Below are 19,469 nucleotides of genomic sequence, written 5' to 3'. Positions count from 1 at the left end.
CACCATGACCGCCATTTTCAATCCGACCATGCTGCAGGGGCAACGCATCCTGGTGACCGGCGCCTCGTCCGGCATCGGCCGGACCAGCGCGCTGCTGCTGGCGCAATGCGGCGCGCAACTGGCGATCACCGGACGCGACCCGCAGCGGCTGGAACAGACGCTGCGGCAACTGGACGGCAGTGGCCATAGCGCCCAGGCTTTCGAACTCGACGGCAGCGACCGGGTCGCCGATTTCCTCAAGGCATGGGCGCAAGACGCGCCGTTTTCCGGCCTGTTCCATGCGGCCGGGATTGAGATGGTGCGTCCCGTCAAATTGTCGAAGGCGGAACAGGTCGAGCAGGTATTTTCGTCGAGCATCAACAGCGCCCTGGCGCTGGCGCGCGGCGCCGCCTTGCGCGGCGTGATGCACGATGGCGCGGCGCTGTTGTTCATGTCGTCGGTGGCGGCCCGGAGCGGCCAGGCCGGCATGAGCGTCTATGCGGCGGCCAAGGCCGCGATCGACGGCATGGTGCGCGCGCTGGCGGTGGAACTGGGACCGCGCGGCATGCGCGTCAACAGCATCGCGGCCGGCGCGGTCGACAGCGAAATGCACCAGCGGCTCGCCCACAGCATGCCGGAAGCGGCGCTGCAGGCGTACCAGGAACGCCATCCGCTCGGCTTCGGCAGCCCCGCCGATATCGCGCAGGTGGCCGCCTTCCTGCTGTCGCCGGCGGCGCGCTGGGTCAGCGGCGCCACCTGGGCCGTCGACGGCGGCTACCTGGCGCGCTGACAGCGGCCGATTTTATTCTACGGAACAGCATGAAAAACATCATTATCGTCGGCGCCGGCCGCTTTGCCCGTGAATTGATTTGCTGGCTGGAACACCTCATCGATCAAGACCGGAATGGCGCGCCGCTGCGCATCAAGGGCTTGCTCGACGATACGCTGGCCGCGGCGCCCGCGCTCGATGCCGACTACCCGTATCCGCTGCTGGGCAGCATTGCCGATTACCGGCCGGGGCCGGACGAGCAATTGCTGCTGGCCATCGGTGCGCCGCAGCACAAGCTGCGCATCGCGCGCGAACTGCAGGCGCGCGGCGCGCATTTTTACACGCTGGTGCATCCCAGCGCCATCGTCGCGCGCACCGCCCGCATCGGCCAGGGAGCGGTGATTTGTCCGTTCGCGCTGCTGTCGGCCAACATCACCCTTGCCGATTTTGTCACCATCAACAGCTATTCCAGCATCGGCCATGACGCCGTGGTCGGCGCCGGCAGCACGCTCAGCTCGCATGTCGACATCACCGGCGCGGCCCGCATCGGCGAGCAAGTCTTCATCGGTTCCGGCGCGTCGGTACTGCCGCGAGTGGCGGTCGGCGATGGCGCCACCGTCGGCGCCGGCGCGGTGGTGATGCGCCGCGTCGCGCCCGGCACGACCGTGTATGCCTTGCCTGCAAAGAAATTATGACGCGGACCGCCACCCTGCACGACCAGTAAGTGGTGCCGTTCAATAAAAGTGCAACCGAAAGCGCACACGAAATTTATTTTTAAAATATTTCTATAAAGCACTTAATAACCTGGATCGGGTGGTCGTCTTGTACATGGGAGAGCGCATAGCATTGTCGCTCGGAACCTTATTCATCCAACTGGAGTTACCCCATGCTGAGCCTTTTAACTAATAACGCTGCGCTGTCCGCACAAAATTCGATCTCCCAAACCCAGGACGCACTGTCGGCCTCGATGACACGCCTGAGCACCGGTAAACGTATCCGCTCGGCAATGGACGATGCTGCCGGCCTGCAAATCGCGACCCGTCTGCAAGCACAAACCAGCGGCATGAACAAGGCGATGACCAACACCCAGAACAGCACCTCGTTGCTGCAAACGGCGATGGGCACGTTCAGCGAAGTCACCAAAATGCTGATCCGCATGAAGGATCTGGCCACCAGCGCAGCCGATGCCTCGTCCAGCGCCGACGACAAAACAGCCAACCAGGCCGAATTCGATGCACTGGGCAAAGAGCTGTTCAACATCATGAAAAACACCACCTTCGGCGGCAGCAAGCTGCTGGGTGACGGTACCGGCGCCGCTGCAGGCACGCTGTCGACCTCGATGACTTTCCAGATCGGCGCCAGCGCCAGCGAAACCATGAACGTCGATCTGTCGGGCGGCATGTCGACCCTGAACGCGGCACTGTTCAGCGCCAGCTCGAACTTCTCGAGCGGCAACGCCGTCGGTACCGAACTGACCGCCAACGCCAACGCGACCATCACCGCGCTGACCAAAGCCATCAGCGATGTCAGCACCGTCAACTCGGCACTGGGCGCGGCCACCAGCCGTCTGGACCACATCAACAACAACTTGTCCAACATCGCCGTCAACACCAAGGCAGCGACCGGCCGTATCATGGACACCGACTACGCGACCGAAAGCTCGAACATGACTTCCAGCCAAATGTTGCTGCAAGCTGGTAACGCGATGCTGAAACAAAGTAACAACATCTCGCAAATGGTTATGTCCTTGTTGCAATAATGGCTCAGCCACGCTAACCTGGCGACAGCCGGGAACAGCAGAGCCAACCGCTTGTGCGGTTGGCTTTTTTTTAGCCTTTTTCATTCCGGGTCGCAAGACCGAGAACAACACCGATGGCGATAGACCGCATCCCTGCCAGCATGCCGGCGCCGCTGATTACCCAGCGCCCCGATGTCAGCAATGCCCTGCCCCTGCCCGGCGTGGTGCCGCCGCCGGTACCGCTCGGTCCCTACCTGACGCCATCGCCGGACGCCGGCACCGGCCCCGCGCAATTGTCGCAACAGGCGCTCGACAGCCTGGCGGCCAGCGTCAAGCCGGATCCGGGCGCCACCGCGCGCGACAGCAGCGCGATGCAGGCCAATCAAGTATTCTTTACCCGGCAACTGGTGTGGCGCCCGCCCGACGCGGCCCAGCTGGGCGCGTCATGGCGCGTGATGGTCAAGACCTATGGCGAACAATACGCCGCGCTGCAAGAACAGGCGCGCGGCCAGCATGTGCCGGGCAATCTGTTCATGGCCGACCAGCAGCCGGCGCTGCTGCGCGAAGGCCCGCGCCCGCCATTGATCATGGATGCCGAGGCGTGGCGCTTCGCCGTCTACGGCTGGGCCGGCCAGCGCCTGATGCTGCGCGTGCTGGCCAGCGACGCCGACCAGCACGCGGCGCCGAAACGGCGCCACGGCAAGGTCGCGCTGCGCCTGGAACTGGTGCTCGAAGGCCTGGGACGGGTGCTGATCCAGATGGAGCCGGTGGCCGACGGTGTGCTGCTGGAATTGGCGGCCAGCGCCGATGGCGCGCTGCGCCACCTGCGGCTGGTGTTGCCGGACATCGCCGCCGCGGTGCAGCGGGCCGGCTTGCGCATCGTGCGCTGCCGCCTGAACCGCGAATTGCACGCCAGCCGGGTGCATAATAACTTCCCGATGCAGGCGGCGGCCGCCGCGCTGTCGCCGCCGCTGTTCCGCGCGATGGCCGAAGTGGCGCTGCTGCTGTCGCGCCCGGCCGAAGACGAGCCGTTCGAACCTGCCACCCGGGCGGCCGCCACGGCAGCGCCCATCGGCGCGCCCGAACCCGAGCCCGTCTCGAAGGAAGTGGCGGCGCCGATGTGGTATCAAGACGAGACGGATGGCCAGGTGGAACAAGTGTTCGCGCTGCCGGCGCCGGCCGAACTGCTGCCGCCGATTGACGATATTGACGAGCAGGACTGAGAACCTGTGCGGCCAGTCCGCGCGCCGCCTGGCCGGCACTGGCGGCGCGGCAGCCCGGTCGAGGCGTCCTTGGAGCCTATCCCAGTAGATGAATACGCCCTCTTCTGGCGCTCCTCAGGAACGGGGACTGCGTTGATCGTCGTCGCGTGGCCCGCCACGCGTCCTCCTCACGCCTGGTCCGCGCTGCCGATGCGCGGCCAGAACAAGACGCTCACTACTGGGATAGGCTCTTAGCCGACGGTGCCGATAATGCTCACTTCGCGGTTTTCCGGGATTTCATTGTAGGACAGCACATGCAGTCCCGGCGCAAACAGGCGCGCGTAACGCGCCAGCAGCGGCCGGATCTGCGGCAATACCAGCAGCAGCGACGGCGTGCCCTGCTGTTTCATCTGCTCGCGCGCGACCGGCATGTTGACTTGCAGTTGCGACAGCAAGTGCGGGTCGATCGGATAATTGTCGAGCGTAATCTTGCCGCTCTGGCGGGCCTGGTTCAGCGAACCGAGCAGCATGTTTTCCAGTTCGCCGCCCAAATTAAACGCCTGCAATTCCATCTTTTGACCGAACAGGCCGGTGACGATCTGGCGCCGCAGCGTGCAACGCACTTCGGCGGCCAGCAAGATCGGATCCTTGGTGGTTTCCGCGCTGTCGAGCAAGGTGGTGGCGATCGGCACGATATCTTTCAGCGACACATTCTCCGTCAACAAGATACGGAATACCCGCAGCAACTGGGTGTGGGTCAGCGCCTTGTCCAGCGCCGCCGCCAGTTTCGGCGACAATTCGGTCAGCCGTTCCATCATCGCCGATACATCCTCATGGGTGAACAATTCCGGCAGATATTCGCGCACGATTTTCGACACATGGGTGGCGATCACGCTCGATATTTCAATCACCTGGTAACCGAGGCCCAGCGCATGGGCTTTTTCGGACGGCGGTATCCACGTCACCGGCATGCCGTAGGCCGCCTCGACGCCAGGCACGCCATCGAGCTGGCCGTAGACGCTCGGCGACGGAATCGCCATCAGGTGATCGGCCATCACATCGGCCTGCGCCACCACGCTGCCGGACAGCACGATCGCATATTGCGACGGCTTCAGCGCCAGGTCGTCGCGCACGCCGATCTGCGGCAGCAGCAAGCCCATCGCCTCGGACAGGCTCTGGCGCACGCCCCTGATGCGCTTGTTCAACGGCTCGCCCTGGGTCTTGTCGATCATGCCGACCAGCTTATAACCGAGCATCACCATCAGGGGATGCACCGCCGGCAATTGCTGCCATTCCAGTTCGGCCGGCCGGTCGTCGCGCAAGGCCGCCTCGATCGCCGCCATGCCGCTGGCGTCGGGCGCCTTGACCCGCTGGCTCAGCCGCCAGGCGACAAAACCCAGCACCGCCGCAAAGGTCATGAACATCAGCCACGGCATGCCCGGGATCAGCGCCAGCGCCACCATCATGCCGGCCGCGCTGAAGATCACCGTCGGCGAGGTCAACACCTGGCCCGCCACCTGCTGCTCGAAATCGCCGGAATCGCTGATGCGGGTCACCAGGATCGCCGCCGCCGCCGACAGCAGCAGCGCCGGGATTTGCGCCACTAGGCCATCGCCGATGGTCAGCAACGCATATTGACGGAACGCGTCGCCGAACGACAGGTCGTGCATCAGCGAACCGATCGCCACGCCGCCCACCATATTGATGATCAGGATCAGGATGCTGGCGATCGCGTCGCCGCGCACGAATTTCGAGGCGCCGTCCATCGCGCCATAAAAATCCGCTTCGGCGGCCACGTCCTTGCGCCGCATCTGGGCTTTTTCCTGGTTGATCAAGCCGGCGTTCAAATCGGCGTCGATGGCCATCTGCTTGCCCGGCAACGCATCGAGCGTAAACCGCGCCGACACTTCCGAAATCCGTTCCGAACCCTTGGTCACCACCACGAAGTTAATGATCATCAAGATCACGAACACCACGATACCGACCACGAAGTTACCGCCGATCACCACATTACCGAACGCCTCGATGACTTTACCGGCCGCGTCGGCGCCGCTATGGCCGTGCAGCAGCACCACCCGGGTCGACGCCACGTTCAATGTCAGCCTGAGCATGGTGGTGGCCAGGATCACCGTCGGGAAGACCGAGAAATCCAGCGGCCGCCTGGCCGACACGCTGACCAGGATCACGATCAGCGCCAGCACGATATTGAAGGTGAACAGGATATCGAGCAGCACCGGCGGCAGCGGCAAGATGATCATCGCCAGTATCACCAGCAGGAACAGCGGCGTGGCGAACTTGTGGCGGCGCATTTCAGCAACCACGCGGTTCAGGAAATTCATGAAGGTACGACCTCGCTCAGATGAGATGGCACGACCACCTCGGTGGGAAATGGGGGCTGGACGGCGCGCCGCCCAGTACGGAAAGCCTGCAATTGCAGCACATAATTCAACACTTGCGACACCGCCTGGTACAGCTGCACCGGAATTTGCTGCTGCACCTGGCTGGTGTTATAGATGGCGCGCGCCAGCGGCGCCATTTCCAGCGTCTCGATCTTGTGTTCGCGCGCCACCTGGCGGATGTACAGCGCCATTTCATCGACGCCCTTGGCGACCACGAACGGCGCCGCAGCGCGGTCCTGGTCGTATTTCAGCGCGACCGCATAATGTTCCGGGTTGACGATCACCACGTCGGCGGTCGGCACCGTCTTGCGCACGCTGCGCCGGCCGATCTGCTGCTGCAACTGGCGGATGCGCTGACGTACTTCGGGACGCCCTTCGCTGCTCTTGTGCTCTTCCTTGACGTCCTGCTTGCTCATGCGCTGATTGCGCGCGAAAAAGAAGGCCTGGGCCGGCACGTCGATCACCGCGAACAGCACGAACACCGAAATCAGCGCCATCAGGCCGTCGACCATCATGCCGGAACCCTGCAGCAGCGCCTGCTCCAGCGGACGCTGCTGCAAATCGACGTACTGCGACAGGCTGGAACGGCTGACATGCACCAGCACCATGCCCAGCACCACCGCCTTGGCGACCGAAATCGCAAAATCGAACGCGTGCTTGGGCGTGAACAACCGGCCCAGGTTGGCGGCCGGGCTGAGCCGGCTCAGCTTCGGCATCCAGTTCTTGGTGCTGACCACCCAGCCGCCCGGCAGCAGCGAGCCGAGCACGACGAACAGCGGCACCACGAACAGCGGCAGTATCATCTTGATCAGCAAGCCCACCGCCGTCGTGAAAGCCATCGACATGGCGTTGTCCAGCGCGCCCTCGCTAGCGAGCGGCATGAAGGACATCGCGAACAGGCTGCGCAGGGTGTCCAGGTAGCCAGGCAACAGATAAATGAACAGCTTCATGCTGATCAGGATGCCGAGCGCGGTCGACAGGTCGCGCGAACGCACCACCTGCCCTTCTTCGCGCGCCTTCTTGAGTTTCTGGGCGCTGGCCTTTTCTGTCTTGTCGCCATTGCTGCCTTCAGCCATGGGCCACCCGCATCTGTTGTTGCAGCATGTCCAGCACGCGGTTGGTCATGGCGATGTAATGGGCCGGCACGAAGCGCGCGATCTGGGTCAGCATCAGCAAGCCGAAGATGGTGATCATCGAAAAACCCAGCGAAAACAGGTTCAGCGACGGCGCCACCCGGTTCAGGAAACCGAACCCCAGCTGCACCACCATGGTCGACAGCACGATCGGCAAGGCCAGCAGCATGGCGGCGGCGAAGATCCACGCCACGTTGAACGCCACCGTCTGCAGCAGCAGCGGGCCGTAGCCCTGGCCCACCGGCCAGGCCTTGAAACTGGCGCCGAGCACGCCGGCCAGCACCAGGTGGCCGTCGATGGCGAAAAACACCATCATGCACATAATGCTGAGCAAGCCCGAAATCACGTCCGACGAGGTGCCGTTCAACGGATCGTTCATCACCGCCATCGAAAAACCGACCTGGCTCGACACCAGGTAGCCCAGCACGGAAATAGCCGACGTGCTGAAATGGAAGGCCAGTCCCAGCACGTAGCCGATCACCACCTGTTCCAGCGTGGCCACCACCGCGTGCAGCGAGAATGGATCGATGCGGGTCAGCATGCGGCTGTCGCCGGTGGCTTGCATCACCGGCAGCATCAGCACCGCCAGCACCAGCGACAGCAGGATGCGCACCGGCGCCGGCACCAGCGCGTCGCCGACCGCCGGGGCCGCGCTGAGCATCGCCAGGATGCGGCAAAACGGCCACCACACGGCCATCAGGAACGGCAGCGTCTGGGTAAATAACTGTTCCATGGAGACGGCGCGCTAACCGACCAGGCTGGCCGCGCGCTGGAAAACGGACACGCAATAATCCATCAGGTAGCCGGCCATCCAGCGCCCGCTCAGGATCACCGCCAGCAGCGTGACCAGCAGGCGCGGCAGGAAACTCAGGGTTTGTTCGTTGATCTGGGTGGCCGCCTGCACCAGCGCCACCAGCAAGCCGGTCAGCAAGCCCGGCACGACCACGATCACCACCAGCAGCATCACGATATGCAGCGCTTCAATCACCAGGTCGACCGCGACTTCAGGGGTAAACATGGTCAGTACGCCTGTATGCTGGTGACCAGGGTATTGACGGTCAGCGTCCAGCCGTCGACCAGCACGAACAGCAGCAGCTTGAACGGCAGCGAAATCACCAGCGGCGACAACATCATCATGCCCATCGCCATCAGCACCGACGCCACCACCAGGTCGATGATCAGGAACGGGATGAACAGCATGCAGCCGATCTGGAACGCGGTCTTCAATTCGGACAGCACGAAGGCCGCCAGCTTGACGGTGAAGGAATGGTCTTGCGGCTTGAGCGTGGCCGGCTCGCCGGCCAGGTGCGCAATCTGGGCCAGCGCCGGCTTGCTGGTTTGCGCCAGCATGAAGCGCGACAGCGGCGCCTCGGCGATTGCCAGCGCCTGCTGCATGCCGATCTGGTCCTTGTCATACGGGACAAACGCATCTTTCCAGATCTGCTCGCCGACCGGCCGCATCACCAGCAGCGTCAGGATCAGCGCGATGCCGGTGACGATACGGTTCGGCAGTCCCTGCTGCAGGCCGAGCGCCTGGCGCAGCAGCGACAGCACGATCACGAAGCGGGTAAAGCTGGTCATCATCATGACCATCACCGGCAGCAAGCCGAGCAAGGTCATGACCACCAGGATCTGGGTCTTGACGGTCAGGTCGGTCTTGGCGCCAGGCACCACGCCCGCCAGCAAATCGACCGCGTCGGCCGGTGCGCAGCACAGCAGCAGCACGGGCACGGCCAGCGCCGCCGCGAGCGCGCCGCGGCGCCGGGTCAAACCGGGTACCGCCAGCTTCATGCTGTCATCATATCGAGATTCAAGCCATCCAGGTCGATCACTTTCAGGCCGTAATTCTCGCCCGCCACCACCACTTCGGCGCGGCCGATCGGCGTGCCGTTGACCTTGATCACCAGCGGCTCGCCGGCCAGCATGTCGAGTTCGATGACGCTGTCGGGACCGATCGCCATCAATTCTTGCAGCGAAATGCGGGCCGAGCCGACTTCCAGCGTCAGCGTGACGGGAATCTTGCGCATCATTTGCGGAATGTCGCGCCGCGGACGCGCCGGGCTGACGTCGCTGATCCCATCGCCGAGATTGTCGATGATCATGTCGTCGCCGATATCGTCCAGCATGGTGTCTTCGTTTACGTTCATATTCATATTATTCGACGTCTTCAAATGAGGTTAGACAGAGCTTGCCCTTGTGTTCCGATACCGCCGCCGTAAACAGGCGCGAATCGGCCAGCAGCACATCGGTGCGGCTCAGGCTGATCGGGATGACGTCGCCCACCCGCAAGTCGAACAGGCTGCCGAGCTGCACTTCCTTGCTGACCAGCCGGCCTTCCAGCGTCACTTCGAGGCGCGACGCCAGCGGACGCACGCTCTTCAGCGCCTTCTTGGCCTGTGCGCGCTCCGGCAGCAAGCCGTGCAACACTTGCGCCATGGTGGCCTTGTCCAGCGAAAACCAGAACTCGCCTTGCTGCCCGGCCGCGACATCGCTGACCTTGACCGTGACGATCCAGCCGCCGCGCGCCGGGAACACGCCCGGCTGGGCCTTCAGCTCGCCCAGCGGCGGCAAGGCCGCCTTGCCGACGGCCGCCAGGTTATGGCGCACCCGCAGCAGCAAACTGGCGGTTAATTGTTGTCCCAGCACCACAGCGAGCCGCTCTTCGGTGGCGGTCACGCGCACGCTGGCCGGATCGACGCTCGGGATGGCGGCCGCGCCCGCCTTGGCGCCGGCGCTGCCGTAACGGTAATTGAGTACGCTGAGCAAGATCGCACGCTCCAGCGCAAAGCCGACCTGCCCTGGCGCCGCGCCGAAACTGAGCCAGCGCGCCTGGTGCCGGTCTTGCTCGACGCGCGAAAATTCGACCGCATCGATCTGGAACGCGCCCCAGTAGCGGCGGTTCATCGGCAGGCGCAATGCGCCCGCCAGGTCGTCCCGCAATTGCGCCGCGAATACGTGCAGCAAATGGACAGGACGTCCGAGCAGACAGGAATCGAGTACTTGATGGGGCTTTTGATCTGTCTTGGTAAGGGTTGTCATGTAATAGTCATGTCCGGTCATTTCTGCTGCGCTCGGCATTATACGGATCGCGCGAAATCAAGTCAGCCCGTCTTTGCGATGAAAGCCCATTATATTTACGCATTGCAACTCGAATGGTAACTTAAAGCATGACGCTTCCGATAGTAAACGATACAGCAATTCACAAAATATTGCCAAGTATCAATATTCTTAGCAGCAATGGAGTCTTTACTTTATAGTTGCTACAAGGTAAGCTTACTCCGATAACATTCCGATTTGCAGCGCCCCGTATCAACTCCCGCACACCGCTTTGGCAAATAATATAAAAAAGTGGTAGCGCGTGAGTATTCAGGCCGGTTTTTTATTATGGATACTCGGACTTACATGCCGCCGGCCGCGTGCAAGCAGTGACTGCAATTGATGGTTCCCTGCGCGGGATAATCTTGCTTGAAATAAGTTTACTTGAATAAAGTTGCTTAATTCAATTCTGTTTGTACCCGACTGGCTGCTGTGCGTGACATATCTGAATGAGGCCGCTGAATGAGACCGATGAGCCCGACATAAGCTGAGCGATACATAAGCTTTTGGGGTGATGCAAGCGGGCATTACCGATGCGCCGGCTCGCAAGAGACGGCAACCAAACATGATAGCCAACGTTGCAGAAAGTAGAGGGCAAGATGGGGAATCAACTCGCAGGCTTGATCAAGGCCGACCTGGCCGCGCTGAACAATAGCGCCAACAGCCTGAATGCGTCGGCGGTCGCGCCTGCCATGCAGATCGGCGGCCATGCCGATGCCAGTTTTTCATTTGCGCAAAGCATGCGCGACGCGATCGGCAAGGTCAACAACGACGACCGGCTGGCGGGACAGCGCATGAGCGATGTCGACAGCGGCAAGAGCGACGACCTGGTCGGCGCCATGCTGGCCAGCCAGGAAGCCAGTCTGTCCTTTTCCATGTTGATGCAAGTGCGCAATAAAGTGATGGGCGCGGTCGACGAATTGATCAAGCTGCCACTCTAAGTCCCCGAAAGCCCTCCACGTGATTACCCCCCTGAAGTCTGCCTACGCACGCTGGCGTGCGAACGCCCCGTCGCCGCTGCTGTCGCCTGCCCTGCTGAAAACCCTGCTGCCCATGCTGGTGCTGGCAATCGGCATCACCGCGATGGTGATGATGTATTTCTGGCACGACCAATCCAACTACAAGCCGGTCTTCGGCGCGCGCGAAAAAGTCGCCGTGACCGACATGATGGCGACGCTGGACGCCGAACATATCCCTTACCGCCTGCATCCGGACAGCGGCCAGGTGCTGGTGCCGGAATCGATGCTGGGCAAGGTGCGCATGCTGCTGGCGTCGAAAGGCGTGACCGCGCAATTGCCGGCCGGCCTGGAGCTGATGGACAAGAACGACCCGTTGGGCGTATCGCAATTCGTGCAGGACGTGCGCTTCCGGCGCGGCCTGGAAGGCGAGCTGGCGCAAAGCATCATGACGCTGGACGCGATCGGGTCGGCGCGGGTGCACCTGTCGATCGCCAAGTCGAGCTCCTTCGTTTCCAGCGACGGCGACAAATCGTCGGCCTCGGTGGTGGTGGCGCTGAAAACCGGCCGCACGCTGAACCAGGAACAAATCGCCGCCGTCATCAACATGGTGTCGGGCAGCGTCGCCAGCCTGCAGCCGCAGCGGGTCAGCCTGGTCGACCAGGCCGGCAACCTGCTGTCGTCGCATATCGACCTGACGGATGGTTTCGACGCGTCCAGCAACGGCAACGAAAGCGCCAAGCGCTACCAGGATGAGATCCGGCGCAATGTGCGCGAATTGCTGGGGCCGGTGATCGGCGAAGACAACTTCAAGGTCAGCGTGACCGCCGCGGTGGATAACGACCGGGTCGAGGAAACGCTGGAAAAATACGGCGCCGACCCGAAAGTGACCAGCGAGGCGATGCGCGAAGAACAGGAACGCAACCGCATGACGCTGGGCGTGCCTGGCACCTTGAGCAACAAGCCGCCGGCGGCCGCCGCGCCGGTCCCGACCGATGCGGCGGCCGCCGCGCCCGGCGCGCCAGGCGGCGACGGCGCCAAGCCGGACGACGGCACGGCCCGCAAGAACGCCACCTCGCGCCAGTATGCGTATGACCGCAGCATCACCCAGATCAAGCGCAGCCGCGGCCGCCTGCAGAAACTGAGCGTCGCGGTGGTGCTCAACAGCGGCGCCGCGCCCGCCCCGAAAACCGGCTGGACCCCGGCCGAACTGGCGAATATCGACAAGATGCTGCGCAGCGGCCTCGGCATCAGCACCGAACGCGGCGACAACCTGGCCGTATCGGCGCTGGCCTTCCCGGCCAAGGTCGCGCCGGCCCAGTGGTGGGAAGAACGCGACAACCTGGCCGACATGAGCGCGTGGCTGATGTACCTGGGCGGCGCGCTGGCCGGCTACTTCCTGGTAGTGCGTCCGCTGCTGCGCCTGCTGAACAACCGTTACGGCGGCGCGCCGCTGCTGCACGCCGACAATCCATTGGCGCTGGGCGGCGCCGGCGCGGCTGCCGCGACGCTGGCCGGCGGCGCCGGCATGCACACGCTGGGCGGCCCGCAGGCGCAGGCGCAACTGGCGGGCGGCGCGGCGCAGCCCGGCGCGATGCCGGTGGTGCCGCTGCTGGAAAATTATGATTTGCCGCCAGCCGGTTCGGCGGTCGACGTGATGGTCGACCACCTCAAGGTATTGGCTGAAAAAGAACCCGAGCGGGTCGCCGAAGTCGTCAAACAATGGATGCAGAAAAATGGCCGAACTCAATAACATATTGGACTCGGAAGAGTCCGAAAGCAGCACCCTGACGCCGGTCGAACAGGCCGCGATCGTGCTGCTCAGCATAGGCGAGGAACAGGCCGCTGCGGTGTTGCGCTGCCTGTCGCGCGAAGAATTGCTGGAAGTGACGCAAGTGATGTCGCGCATGAGCGGCATCAAGGTCGAGTCGGTGAAACAGGCGATGCAAACCTTTTTCGACGATTACCGCGAACAGAGCGGCGTGCACGGCGCGTCGCGCAGCTACCTGAAGCGCTCGCTCGACATGGCGCTCGGCAGCGACATCGCCAACAGCGTGCTCAATAATATCTACGGCGATGCGATCCGCCCCAAGATGGCGCGGCTGCAATGGGCGTCGCCGAAATGGCTGTCCGAATACATCGTCAACGAACACGTGCAGATGCAGGCGGTGTTCCTGGCCTTCCTGCCGCCGGCGCTGGCCGGCCAGATCCTCGACGCGCTGCCGGTCGAAGGCCGCGACCTGGTGCTGCTGAACCTGGCCCGGCTGGATGAAATCGACCGCGACCTGCTGGTCGAGCTGGATGAACTGGTGGGCCGCTGCCTGTCGACGCTGGACACCCAGAGCACCAGCGTCGAAGGGGTGCGCCAGGTCGCCGAAATCCTCAACCGCATGCCGGGCAACCGCGCCGCGCTGGTCGAGCTGCTGCGCGCGCACGATCCGGAAGTGGTGTCGGAAATCGAATTGAGCATGTACGACTTCTTCATCCTGTCGCGCCAGAGCGAAGTGGCGATCACCCGCATCCTGGAAGACGTGCCGCTGGAACAGTGGGCGATTGCGCTGAAGGGCGCCGAACCGGCGGTGCGCGACGCGATCCTGAAAACCATGCCGCGCCGCCAGGCGCAAAGTTTCGAAGACATGATGCGCCGCTCCGGACCGGTGCCGCTGAGCCGCATCGAACAGACCCGCCAGGAAATCATGGCCACCGTCAAGGGCCTGGCCGACGCCGGCGAAATCGAAGTGCAGCTGTTCGCCGAAGCGGTGGTGGAATGAAGCACTTCCGCTCCTATCGTTTTCCGCCGCTGTCGCAATTCATCGCCGCCGGCCAGCGCGCCGAAGATACCGACGGCCAGTGGCAGGCGTCGGTGTCGGAAGGTTTTGAACAGGGCCAGCGCGACGGTTATGAGGTCGGCCTGGTGCGCGGCCAGCAGGACGGCTACGATTCCGGCCGTAGCGACGGCATGGCGCGCGGCCGCGAAGAAGGCCGCAACGAAACCATGGTGGCGCTCGACAAGCTGGCCCGTCCGGTCGATGCGATCCTGAAAAACCTGCGCCAGGTGCGCGCCGATTACCGCGCCGCGCAGCGCAAGGAAGTGGTCGACCTGGTGGCCAAGGTGGCGCGCCAGGTGATCCGCGCCGAACTGGCCTTGCAGCCGGTGCAATTGCTGGCGCTGGTCGATGAAACGCTGGCCTCGATGCCGCCGACGCGCGAAGAAATCGACGTCTTCCTGAATCCGGAAGAACTGAAACGCATCAGCGAGCTCGATCCGAAGCGCGCCAAGCGCTGGAATCTGATCGCCGATTCCCGCCTCGACCCGGGCGAATGCCGCATCAAGGCGGGCGACAATGAAGTCGACGCCGGCTGCCACCAGCGCCTGGCCGCCTGCATGGAACAGGTCAGCAGCCATTTGCAACTGGCCGCCGACCACGCCGACGAAGGCGCGGCCCCATGATAGCCGACACACTGCGCAATCTCGAGATCGGCGCGGTGCCGGTCGCGACGCCCACCGGCCGCCTGGTCGGCGCGTCGGGATTGCTGCTGGAAAGCGCGGGCTGCCGCCTGCATACCGGCCAGCGCTGTCAAATCGAGACCGTCGGCGGCGAATGGCTCGATGCGCAAGTGGTCGGTTTCCGCGACAAGTTATCCTTCCTGATGCCGTTCAAGAAAGCCGTCGGCATGACCACCGGCGCGCGCGTGCTGCCGCTGCCGGACAAGGCCAGCCTGCAAATCGGCCCGTCGTGGCTGGGCCGCATGGTCAACGGCCTCGGCGAACCGATCGACGACCTGGGCCGGCTGGGCGGCGAGCATGTGCTGGAAGTGACGCCGCCGCGCATCAATCCCTTGAAAAAACAGCCGGTCTCGGAACCGCTCGACGTCGGCGTACGCGCCATCAACAGCATGCTGACGCTGGGCAAAGGCCAGCGCGTCGGCCTGATGGCCGGCAGCGGCGTCGGCAAGAGCGTGCTGCTGGGTCTGATCACGCGGCAAACCGTGGCCGACGTGGTGGTGGTCGGCCTGATCGGCGAACGCGGCCGCGAGGTGCGCGAATTCGTCGAAAAATCGCTCGGTGAGGACGGCCTCAAAAAAGCCGTGCTGGTGATCGCGCCGGCCGACGAATCGCCGCTGATGCGCATCATGGCGACCGAACTGTGCCACTCGATCGCCGCCCATTACCGCGACCAGGGCAAGCACGTGCTGCTGCTGGTCGACTCGCTGACCCGCTACGCGATGGCGCTGCGCGAAGTGGCGCTGGCGCTGGGCGAACCGCCGGCCACGCGCGGTTATCCGCCGTCGGTCTTTTCAAACTTGCCGCAACTGGTCGAAAGCGCCGGCAACGGCGCCCACCCGGAAGGCAGCATGAGCGCCATCTACACCGTGCTGGCCGAGGGCGACGACCAGCAGGACCCGGTGGTCGACACGGCCCGCGCCATCCTCGACGGCCACATCGTGCTGACCCGCGAACTGGCCGAACGGGGCCATTATCCGGCGATCGACGTGGCCGCGTCGATCAGCCGCTGCATGGCGCAAGTGATCCCGCCGGCGCATATGCTGGCGGCGCGCGCGCTGAAGGCGGCGATGGCGCGCCACGCCCGGGTGCGCGACCTGATTCCGCTGGGCGCGTACGTGCCGGGCGCCGATCCGCAAACCGACCGCGCGGTGCAATTGCATCCGCAGATCGAGGCATTCCTGTGCCAGGGCACCAAGGAAGACGCGCCGCTGGCCCGCTGCATCGAACAACTTGAACAGATCATGGCATGAAAGCCGCACGATGAGCCAGACACACACGATCCGCAACCTGACCACGCTGGTCGACTTGCGCAGCACCGAAGTCGAACGCCTGCAAAGCGACATGGCGGCGCAGACCGCGGTGCGCGAGCGCTACCAGAAAAACCTGGAGCGGCTGACCGGCCTGTACACCGGCAGCGGCGCCAGCGGCGCGCTGCCGTTGGCGCTGTCGGTCAATTGCGGCGACTTCAAACAGGCGGTGATGCAGCTGGCCGACCAGCACCGCACCGATTTGCACCTGCACGTAGCCAATATGGCGATTTCCCAGCGCGCGCTGAACGCGGCCTGGGCCAAACGCGAGGTATTGGACCAGGTGCTGACACGCAAACAGAAGGATGTGGCCAACGAACAACAACGACGCGATGCCAAGCGCCAGGATGAGCTGGCTACCCAATTCTGGTTTCGCGGGCAAGTAAAATAAGTTTTGCTATAAATTTCTTATAGGAAAACTTCACAAAACCGGAATCCGGGTCGCCTTATCAAGGCATATCCCCTTCCATTGGAGTTCGACATGACCAGCATCACCTCACCGGTTTACGACCCGGTCGATACCGCAAAAAAACTGGCGGCACTGTCCGTCCAGGCGCAAGTCGACGCATTAAAAGCCAAGACCGACCTGGCGACCAAGACCGACAAGGCGCTGAACGACCTGAAGTCGGCGATGGCCACGTTCCAGGCCGCGATGACGGCGATGAGCAAGAACAAATCGGTACTGAGCCAGTCCGCGACCTTCGGCAACACGGCCTACGGCAGCGCCACCGCCGGCGTGACGGCGGCGCCGGGCACCTACAGCTTCTTCGTGGAACAGCTGGCCACCGCCAGCCAGACCTCGTATGGCGGCCTGGGCAGCTCCCCGGCGGCCGGCAGCGGCACGCTGACCGTCAAGATCGGCGACGGCACCGGCAACAACCGCTTCGACATCGACCTGTCGGCCGCCGACAAGAATGGCGACGGCACCCTGACGCCGCAGGAAATCGCGGCCGCCATCAATGCCAGCAGCAAGAATAACTCGCGGGTCACGGCCTCGATCGTGACCGTCGATAACCAGGCGCAACTGGTTTTGACATCGAACAGCACCGGCGCCGCCAACGCGGTGTCGCTGGACGCCAGCGGCGTCACCAACAGCGCGCTGACCAAGGCGCTGGTGACCGACGCGGCGACCAATATCAAGCAAGTGGTGCAGGCCAGGGACGCGGTGGTATGGCTGGGCGCGAAAGGCACCGGCACCCGCATCCAGCAAGCGTCCAACACCTTCACCAACCTGCAGGACGTCAAGATCACCTTCACCAAGGCGATGGCCGACGGCGACGCGCCGGTTACGCTGGCGGTGGCGACCGACTCCACCGCCACCACGGCCAATGTGCAAGCCTTCGTCGACGCCTATAACAAGCTCAAGACGACGCTGGACACGCTGACCTCGCCCGGCAAGCCTGAAAAAGGTGTTGCTCCAGGAATCTTTTACAGCGATTCGGGCATGGCTTCGCTGCGCAACAGCATCGGCCAGTTGCTGCGCCAAAACGTCGGCGGCGTGTCGCTGGTGGACTACGGCATCACCAGCGCGCGCGACGGCAGCCTGACCCTGGATGCCGGCAAGCTGACCGCCAGGCTGGCCAACTCGCCGGGCAACCTGGATAGTTTGTTCGGCAATAACACCATCGGCCGGCAAACCGGCGTGCTGGGCTCGCTCGACAAGCTGATGAACCAGTGGAGCAGCGACACCCAGGGCCAGATTACCCAGCGCCTGGCCGGCAACGCGAAACTGCAAAAAGAGTACGGCCAGACCTCGGATCACCTGGATGACGTGTACGAAAGTAACCGCCTGCGTTACCTGGACCAATTTACCCGCCTGCAAGTATTGCAAGCCAATATGCAAAAGACGCTCGACATGTTCGACGCCATGTTTGGAAGCAATAAATCCTGAGGATAGCGTGCCTGACACCGATGCCGGCGCGCTGCCTCGTTTTTGACAGTGAGATGATAAAAAATGTTAAATAATGATGCTTACGGCAATTACCATGCGGTCAACCTGGACGCCCAGACGGCCCGCGCCACGCCGGTCGAACTGGTGCTGGTGCTGACCGATGGCCTGCTGGAAGAATTGGCGCGCGCGCGCGGCCACATCGTCGGCAAGCGCTATGAGCAAAAGGCAATCAGCCTCGACAAATGCACGCAAATCATCAATGGCTTGTCGAGTTCGCTCAATTTCGACGATGGCGGCGAAGTGGTGGTCAATCTGGCGCGCCTGTACGACTATTGCGTGGCGCGCCTGTACACCGCCGGCATCAAGCTCGATCCGACGCTGATCGACGAAGTGACCACGCTGATGACCACCATCAAGCGCGGCTGGCTCGGCGTACAGGCCAACCATGGATAGGCGCCCCGAGTTGCTGGGCCTGGCCCGGCGGCTGGCCGCCGCCAGCGCGCAAGCCGACTGGACTGCGCTGGAAACGCTGAACCAGGAACTGGCCGGGAGCTTGCCGCTGCTGGCCGCGCAAGGCGGCTGGAATGACGCCGAACAAACAGTTTTGTTGCAATTGCGCAAAATATTCGCGCAAGCGGTTAAAATTTGCTCTGAAGAAAAAGACCGCCTGGAAAAACATCTGGGTTCATTGCAGGCAAATAAAGAAGGATGGATCGCCTACGCCCTCAATGGCGCAATCGATGCAGACGGGATTCAAGCATGATAATCAGTTCCAATATCAGTTCCAATACAGCAACAGCGGCGTCCGCCCCTGGCGCCGCGCAAATCCTGGCCGGCGCTGCTGCGCCGCTCGATCCGTCCGGCGCCGCGCCGGCTGGCGCGCAGCCGCAGCCGCAGCCTTCAGCGGCGCCGAATCCTGCCCCGCTGCCGCCGCCATTGCCGCTATTTGCGCGCCTGCTCGGTTTGGCCGACGCCGCCAACGACGGTCGCGATGACGACGCGGCGACCGCCACTCCGGCCAAGCCGGCTGATGCGGGCGATGCCGCGGATATCGCGCAAGCCGCCCAGCAAGGCGCCAACGATGCGCTGCTGGCCGCGATGAGCGCGCCGTTGATTGCGCCGATGGCGCCCGGATTGACCCCGCCAGCGCCAGCCGCGGCGCCCGCCGACGGCGCGCCCGACGGCGCCGGCCAGGCCGCCGCCAGCGCGCTGCAAAACAGCCCGGCCCAAGCCAATCCGGCCTTGACTATCAGCTTGAACCCGGCCGCCATCGCGCTCAACGGCGCCGGCGCCGCGCCAGCGCCGGCCGCCAGCCATTTGCTGCGCGAAGCGCTGGCCGCCGCCAAGCCGGGCGACACCGATGCCGGCGCCGCTTCCGGTGCTGGCCAGGCCGGCAACACCACTAGCGCGCCAGCGGCGACGGGCGGTTTCAGCCTGCCGCTGGCGGCCGCCCAGAGCGTTGCCGCGCCGGTGCCAGTGACGGCCGCTGCG

20 protein-coding genes are annotated in these 19,469 nt (G+C 63.8%); 13 read left to right on the top strand and 7 right to left on the bottom strand.

The window, feature by feature from the left end:
• Positions 1 to 4 precede the first annotated feature (4 nt).
• The 4 genes from GJA_RS09085 (at position 5) to GJA_RS09070 (ending at position 3,709) form a co-directional block, all read left to right on the top strand.
• Entirely contained in the window at positions 5 to 769 is a 765-nt protein-coding gene (locus GJA_RS09085; protein WP_038491211.1) for an SDR family NAD(P)-dependent oxidoreductase, read from the top strand.
• Between the two features lie 29 nt (positions 770 to 798).
• On the top strand, positions 799 to 1,443 hold the full coding sequence (locus GJA_RS09080; RefSeq protein WP_038491209.1) for an acetyltransferase: 645 nt from the start codon (positions 799 to 801) through the stop codon (positions 1,441 to 1,443).
• Between the two features lie 191 nt (positions 1,444 to 1,634).
• Entirely contained in the window at positions 1,635 to 2,507 is an 873-nt protein-coding gene (locus GJA_RS09075; RefSeq protein ID WP_038491206.1) for a flagellin N-terminal helical domain-containing protein, read from the top strand.
• A 113-nt stretch (positions 2,508 to 2,620) separates the two neighbouring features.
• Positions 2,621 to 3,709, top strand: coding sequence for a hypothetical protein (locus tag GJA_RS09070; protein WP_174525956.1), 1,089 nt, complete (start codon positions 2,621 to 2,623; stop codon positions 3,707 to 3,709).
• Positions 3,710 to 3,939: 230 nt separating this feature from the next.
• On the opposite strand, the gene GJA_RS09065 is transcribed toward GJA_RS09070, so the two are convergent.
• From GJA_RS09065 to GJA_RS09035, 7 genes are read right to left on the bottom strand one after another with little or no spacing between them, the layout of a single operon-like run.
• Complete coding sequence (locus GJA_RS09065) at positions 3,940 to 6,027, bottom strand: flagellar biosynthesis protein FlhA (RefSeq protein WP_038491203.1); 2,088 nt, start codon at positions 6,025 to 6,027, stop codon at positions 3,940 to 3,942.
• Positions 6,024 to 7,163, bottom strand: coding sequence for an EscU/YscU/HrcU family type III secretion system export apparatus switch protein (locus GJA_RS09060; RefSeq protein ID WP_038491200.1), 1,140 nt, complete (start codon positions 7,161 to 7,163; stop codon positions 6,024 to 6,026). The genes GJA_RS09065 and GJA_RS09060 overlap by 4 nt, the downstream gene beginning before the upstream one ends.
• Positions 7,156 to 7,953, bottom strand: coding sequence for a flagellar biosynthetic protein FliR (locus tag GJA_RS09055; RefSeq protein ID WP_038491198.1), 798 nt, complete (start codon positions 7,951 to 7,953; stop codon positions 7,156 to 7,158). Before GJA_RS09055 ends, GJA_RS09060 begins: the two co-directional genes overlap by 8 nt.
• Before the next feature lie 12 nt (positions 7,954 to 7,965).
• Complete coding sequence (locus tag GJA_RS09050) at positions 7,966 to 8,238, bottom strand: flagellar biosynthetic protein FliQ (protein ID WP_038491195.1); 273 nt, start codon at positions 8,236 to 8,238, stop codon at positions 7,966 to 7,968.
• A gap of 2 nt (positions 8,239 to 8,240) precedes the next feature.
• Complete coding sequence (gene fliP, locus GJA_RS09045) at positions 8,241 to 9,011, bottom strand: flagellar type III secretion system pore protein FliP (protein WP_038491192.1); 771 nt, start codon at positions 9,009 to 9,011, stop codon at positions 8,241 to 8,243.
• Positions 9,008 to 9,367, bottom strand: a complete 360-nt coding sequence (locus tag GJA_RS09040) for a FliM/FliN family flagellar motor switch protein (protein WP_197539833.1) — start codon at positions 9,365 to 9,367, stop codon at positions 9,008 to 9,010. Before GJA_RS09040 ends, fliP begins: the two co-directional genes overlap by 4 nt.
• Positions 9,368 to 9,374: 7 nt before the next feature.
• Entirely contained in the window at positions 9,375 to 10,259 is an 885-nt protein-coding gene (locus GJA_RS09035) for a FliM/FliN family flagellar motor switch protein (protein WP_038499227.1), read from the bottom strand.
• Between the two features lie 656 nt (positions 10,260 to 10,915).
• Between GJA_RS09035 and fliE the strand changes: the two genes are divergently transcribed.
• The 9 genes from fliE to GJA_RS08990 all read left to right on the top strand — a co-directional run bounded on the left by fliE (position 10,916) and on the right by GJA_RS08990 (position 18,741).
• On the top strand, positions 10,916 to 11,257 hold the full coding sequence (fliE, locus tag GJA_RS09030; protein WP_038491186.1) for a flagellar hook-basal body complex protein FliE: 342 nt from the start codon (positions 10,916 to 10,918) through the stop codon (positions 11,255 to 11,257).
• 19 nt (positions 11,258 to 11,276) lie between these two features.
• Positions 11,277 to 13,025 (top strand): flagellar basal-body MS-ring/collar protein FliF, encoded by a 1,749-nt coding sequence (fliF, locus tag GJA_RS09025; RefSeq protein ID WP_038491183.1) that lies wholly within the window; start codon positions 11,277 to 11,279, stop codon positions 13,023 to 13,025.
• Positions 13,009 to 14,043: a flagellar motor switch protein FliG gene (locus GJA_RS09020; RefSeq protein ID WP_038491180.1), complete on the top strand. Its 1,035-nt coding sequence runs from the start codon at positions 13,009 to 13,011 to the stop codon at positions 14,041 to 14,043. The genes fliF and GJA_RS09020 overlap by 17 nt, the downstream gene beginning before the upstream one ends.
• Positions 14,040 to 14,723, top strand: a complete 684-nt coding sequence (gene fliH / locus GJA_RS09015) for a flagellar assembly protein FliH (RefSeq protein ID WP_038491177.1) — start codon at positions 14,040 to 14,042, stop codon at positions 14,721 to 14,723. The genes GJA_RS09020 and fliH overlap by 4 nt, the downstream gene beginning before the upstream one ends.
• Positions 14,720 to 16,030, top strand: a complete 1,311-nt coding sequence (gene fliI, locus GJA_RS09010; RefSeq protein ID WP_038491174.1) for a flagellar protein export ATPase FliI — start codon at positions 14,720 to 14,722, stop codon at positions 16,028 to 16,030. The genes fliH and fliI overlap by 4 nt, the downstream gene beginning before the upstream one ends.
• A 10-nt stretch (positions 16,031 to 16,040) precedes the next feature.
• Entirely contained in the window at positions 16,041 to 16,478 is a 438-nt protein-coding gene (locus GJA_RS09005; RefSeq protein ID WP_038491172.1) for a flagellar FliJ family protein, read from the top strand.
• Positions 16,479 to 16,568: 90 nt separating this feature from the next.
• Positions 16,569 to 17,978 carry a flagellar filament capping protein FliD gene (gene fliD, locus GJA_RS09000; protein WP_038491169.1) on the top strand — a complete coding sequence of 470 codons (1,410 nt, stop codon included), beginning with the start codon at positions 16,569 to 16,571 and terminating at the stop codon, positions 17,976 to 17,978.
• A 63-nt stretch (positions 17,979 to 18,041) separates the two neighbouring features.
• Positions 18,042 to 18,431 (top strand): flagellar export chaperone FliS, encoded by a 390-nt coding sequence (fliS, locus tag GJA_RS08995; protein ID WP_038491166.1) that lies wholly within the window; start codon positions 18,042 to 18,044, stop codon positions 18,429 to 18,431.
• Positions 18,424 to 18,741 (top strand): hypothetical protein, encoded by a 318-nt coding sequence (locus tag GJA_RS08990; protein ID WP_038491161.1) that lies wholly within the window; start codon positions 18,424 to 18,426, stop codon positions 18,739 to 18,741. The genes fliS and GJA_RS08990 overlap by 8 nt, the downstream gene beginning before the upstream one ends.
• Positions 18,742 to 19,469 lie beyond the last annotated feature (728 nt).

Origin of the sequence: Janthinobacterium agaricidamnosum NBRC 102515 = DSM 9628 (assembly GCF_000723165.1) — a bacterium.
Taxonomy (GTDB): Bacteria; Pseudomonadota; Gammaproteobacteria; order Burkholderiales; family Burkholderiaceae_D; genus Janthinobacterium; species Janthinobacterium agaricidamnosum.
The sequence above is the reverse complement of the archived record's forward strand: the minus strand, read 5'-3'. Positions and strand labels throughout refer to the sequence as shown.

Coding starts and splice junctions, on each gene's coding strand:
- GJA_RS09085 (WP_038491211.1), top strand. CDS start 5: ATGACCGCCATTTTCAATCCGACCATGCTGCAGGGGCAACGCATCCTG.
- GJA_RS09080 (WP_038491209.1), top strand. CDS start 799: ATGAAAAACATCATTATCGTCGGCGCCGGCCGCTTTGCCCGTGAATTG.
- GJA_RS09075 (WP_038491206.1), top strand. CDS start 1,635: ATGCTGAGCCTTTTAACTAATAACGCTGCGCTGTCCGCACAAAATTCG.
- GJA_RS09070 (WP_174525956.1), top strand. CDS start 2,621: ATGGCGATAGACCGCATCCCTGCCAGCATGCCGGCGCCGCTGATTACC.
- GJA_RS09065 (WP_038491203.1), bottom strand. CDS start 6,027: ATGAATTTCCTGAACCGCGTGGTTGCTGAAATGCGCCGCCACAAGTTC.
- GJA_RS09060 (WP_038491200.1), bottom strand. CDS start 7,163: ATGGCTGAAGGCAGCAATGGCGACAAGACAGAAAAGGCCAGCGCCCAG.
- GJA_RS09055 (WP_038491198.1), bottom strand. CDS start 7,953: ATGGAACAGTTATTTACCCAGACGCTGCCGTTCCTGATGGCCGTGTGG.
- GJA_RS09050 (WP_038491195.1), bottom strand. CDS start 8,238: ATGTTTACCCCTGAAGTCGCGGTCGACCTGGTGATTGAAGCGCTGCAT.
- fliP (WP_038491192.1), bottom strand. CDS start 9,011: ATGAAGCTGGCGGTACCCGGTTTGACCCGGCGCCGCGGCGCGCTCGCG.
- GJA_RS09040 (WP_197539833.1), bottom strand. CDS start 9,367: ATGAACGTAAACGAAGACACCATGCTGGACGATATCGGCGACGACATG.
- GJA_RS09035 (WP_038499227.1), bottom strand. CDS start 10,259: ATGACAACCCTTACCAAGACAGATCAAAAGCCCCATCAAGTACTCGAT.
- fliE (WP_038491186.1), top strand. CDS start 10,916: ATGGGGAATCAACTCGCAGGCTTGATCAAGGCCGACCTGGCCGCGCTG.
- GJA_RS09020 (WP_038491180.1), top strand. CDS start 13,009: ATGGCCGAACTCAATAACATATTGGACTCGGAAGAGTCCGAAAGCAGC.
- fliH (WP_038491177.1), top strand. CDS start 14,040: ATGAAGCACTTCCGCTCCTATCGTTTTCCGCCGCTGTCGCAATTCATC.
- fliI (WP_038491174.1), top strand. CDS start 14,720: ATGATAGCCGACACACTGCGCAATCTCGAGATCGGCGCGGTGCCGGTC.
- GJA_RS09005 (WP_038491172.1), top strand. CDS start 16,041: ATGAGCCAGACACACACGATCCGCAACCTGACCACGCTGGTCGACTTG.
- fliD (WP_038491169.1), top strand. CDS start 16,569: ATGACCAGCATCACCTCACCGGTTTACGACCCGGTCGATACCGCAAAA.
- fliS (WP_038491166.1), top strand. CDS start 18,042: ATGTTAAATAATGATGCTTACGGCAATTACCATGCGGTCAACCTGGAC.
- GJA_RS08990 (WP_038491161.1), top strand. CDS start 18,424: ATGGATAGGCGCCCCGAGTTGCTGGGCCTGGCCCGGCGGCTGGCCGCC.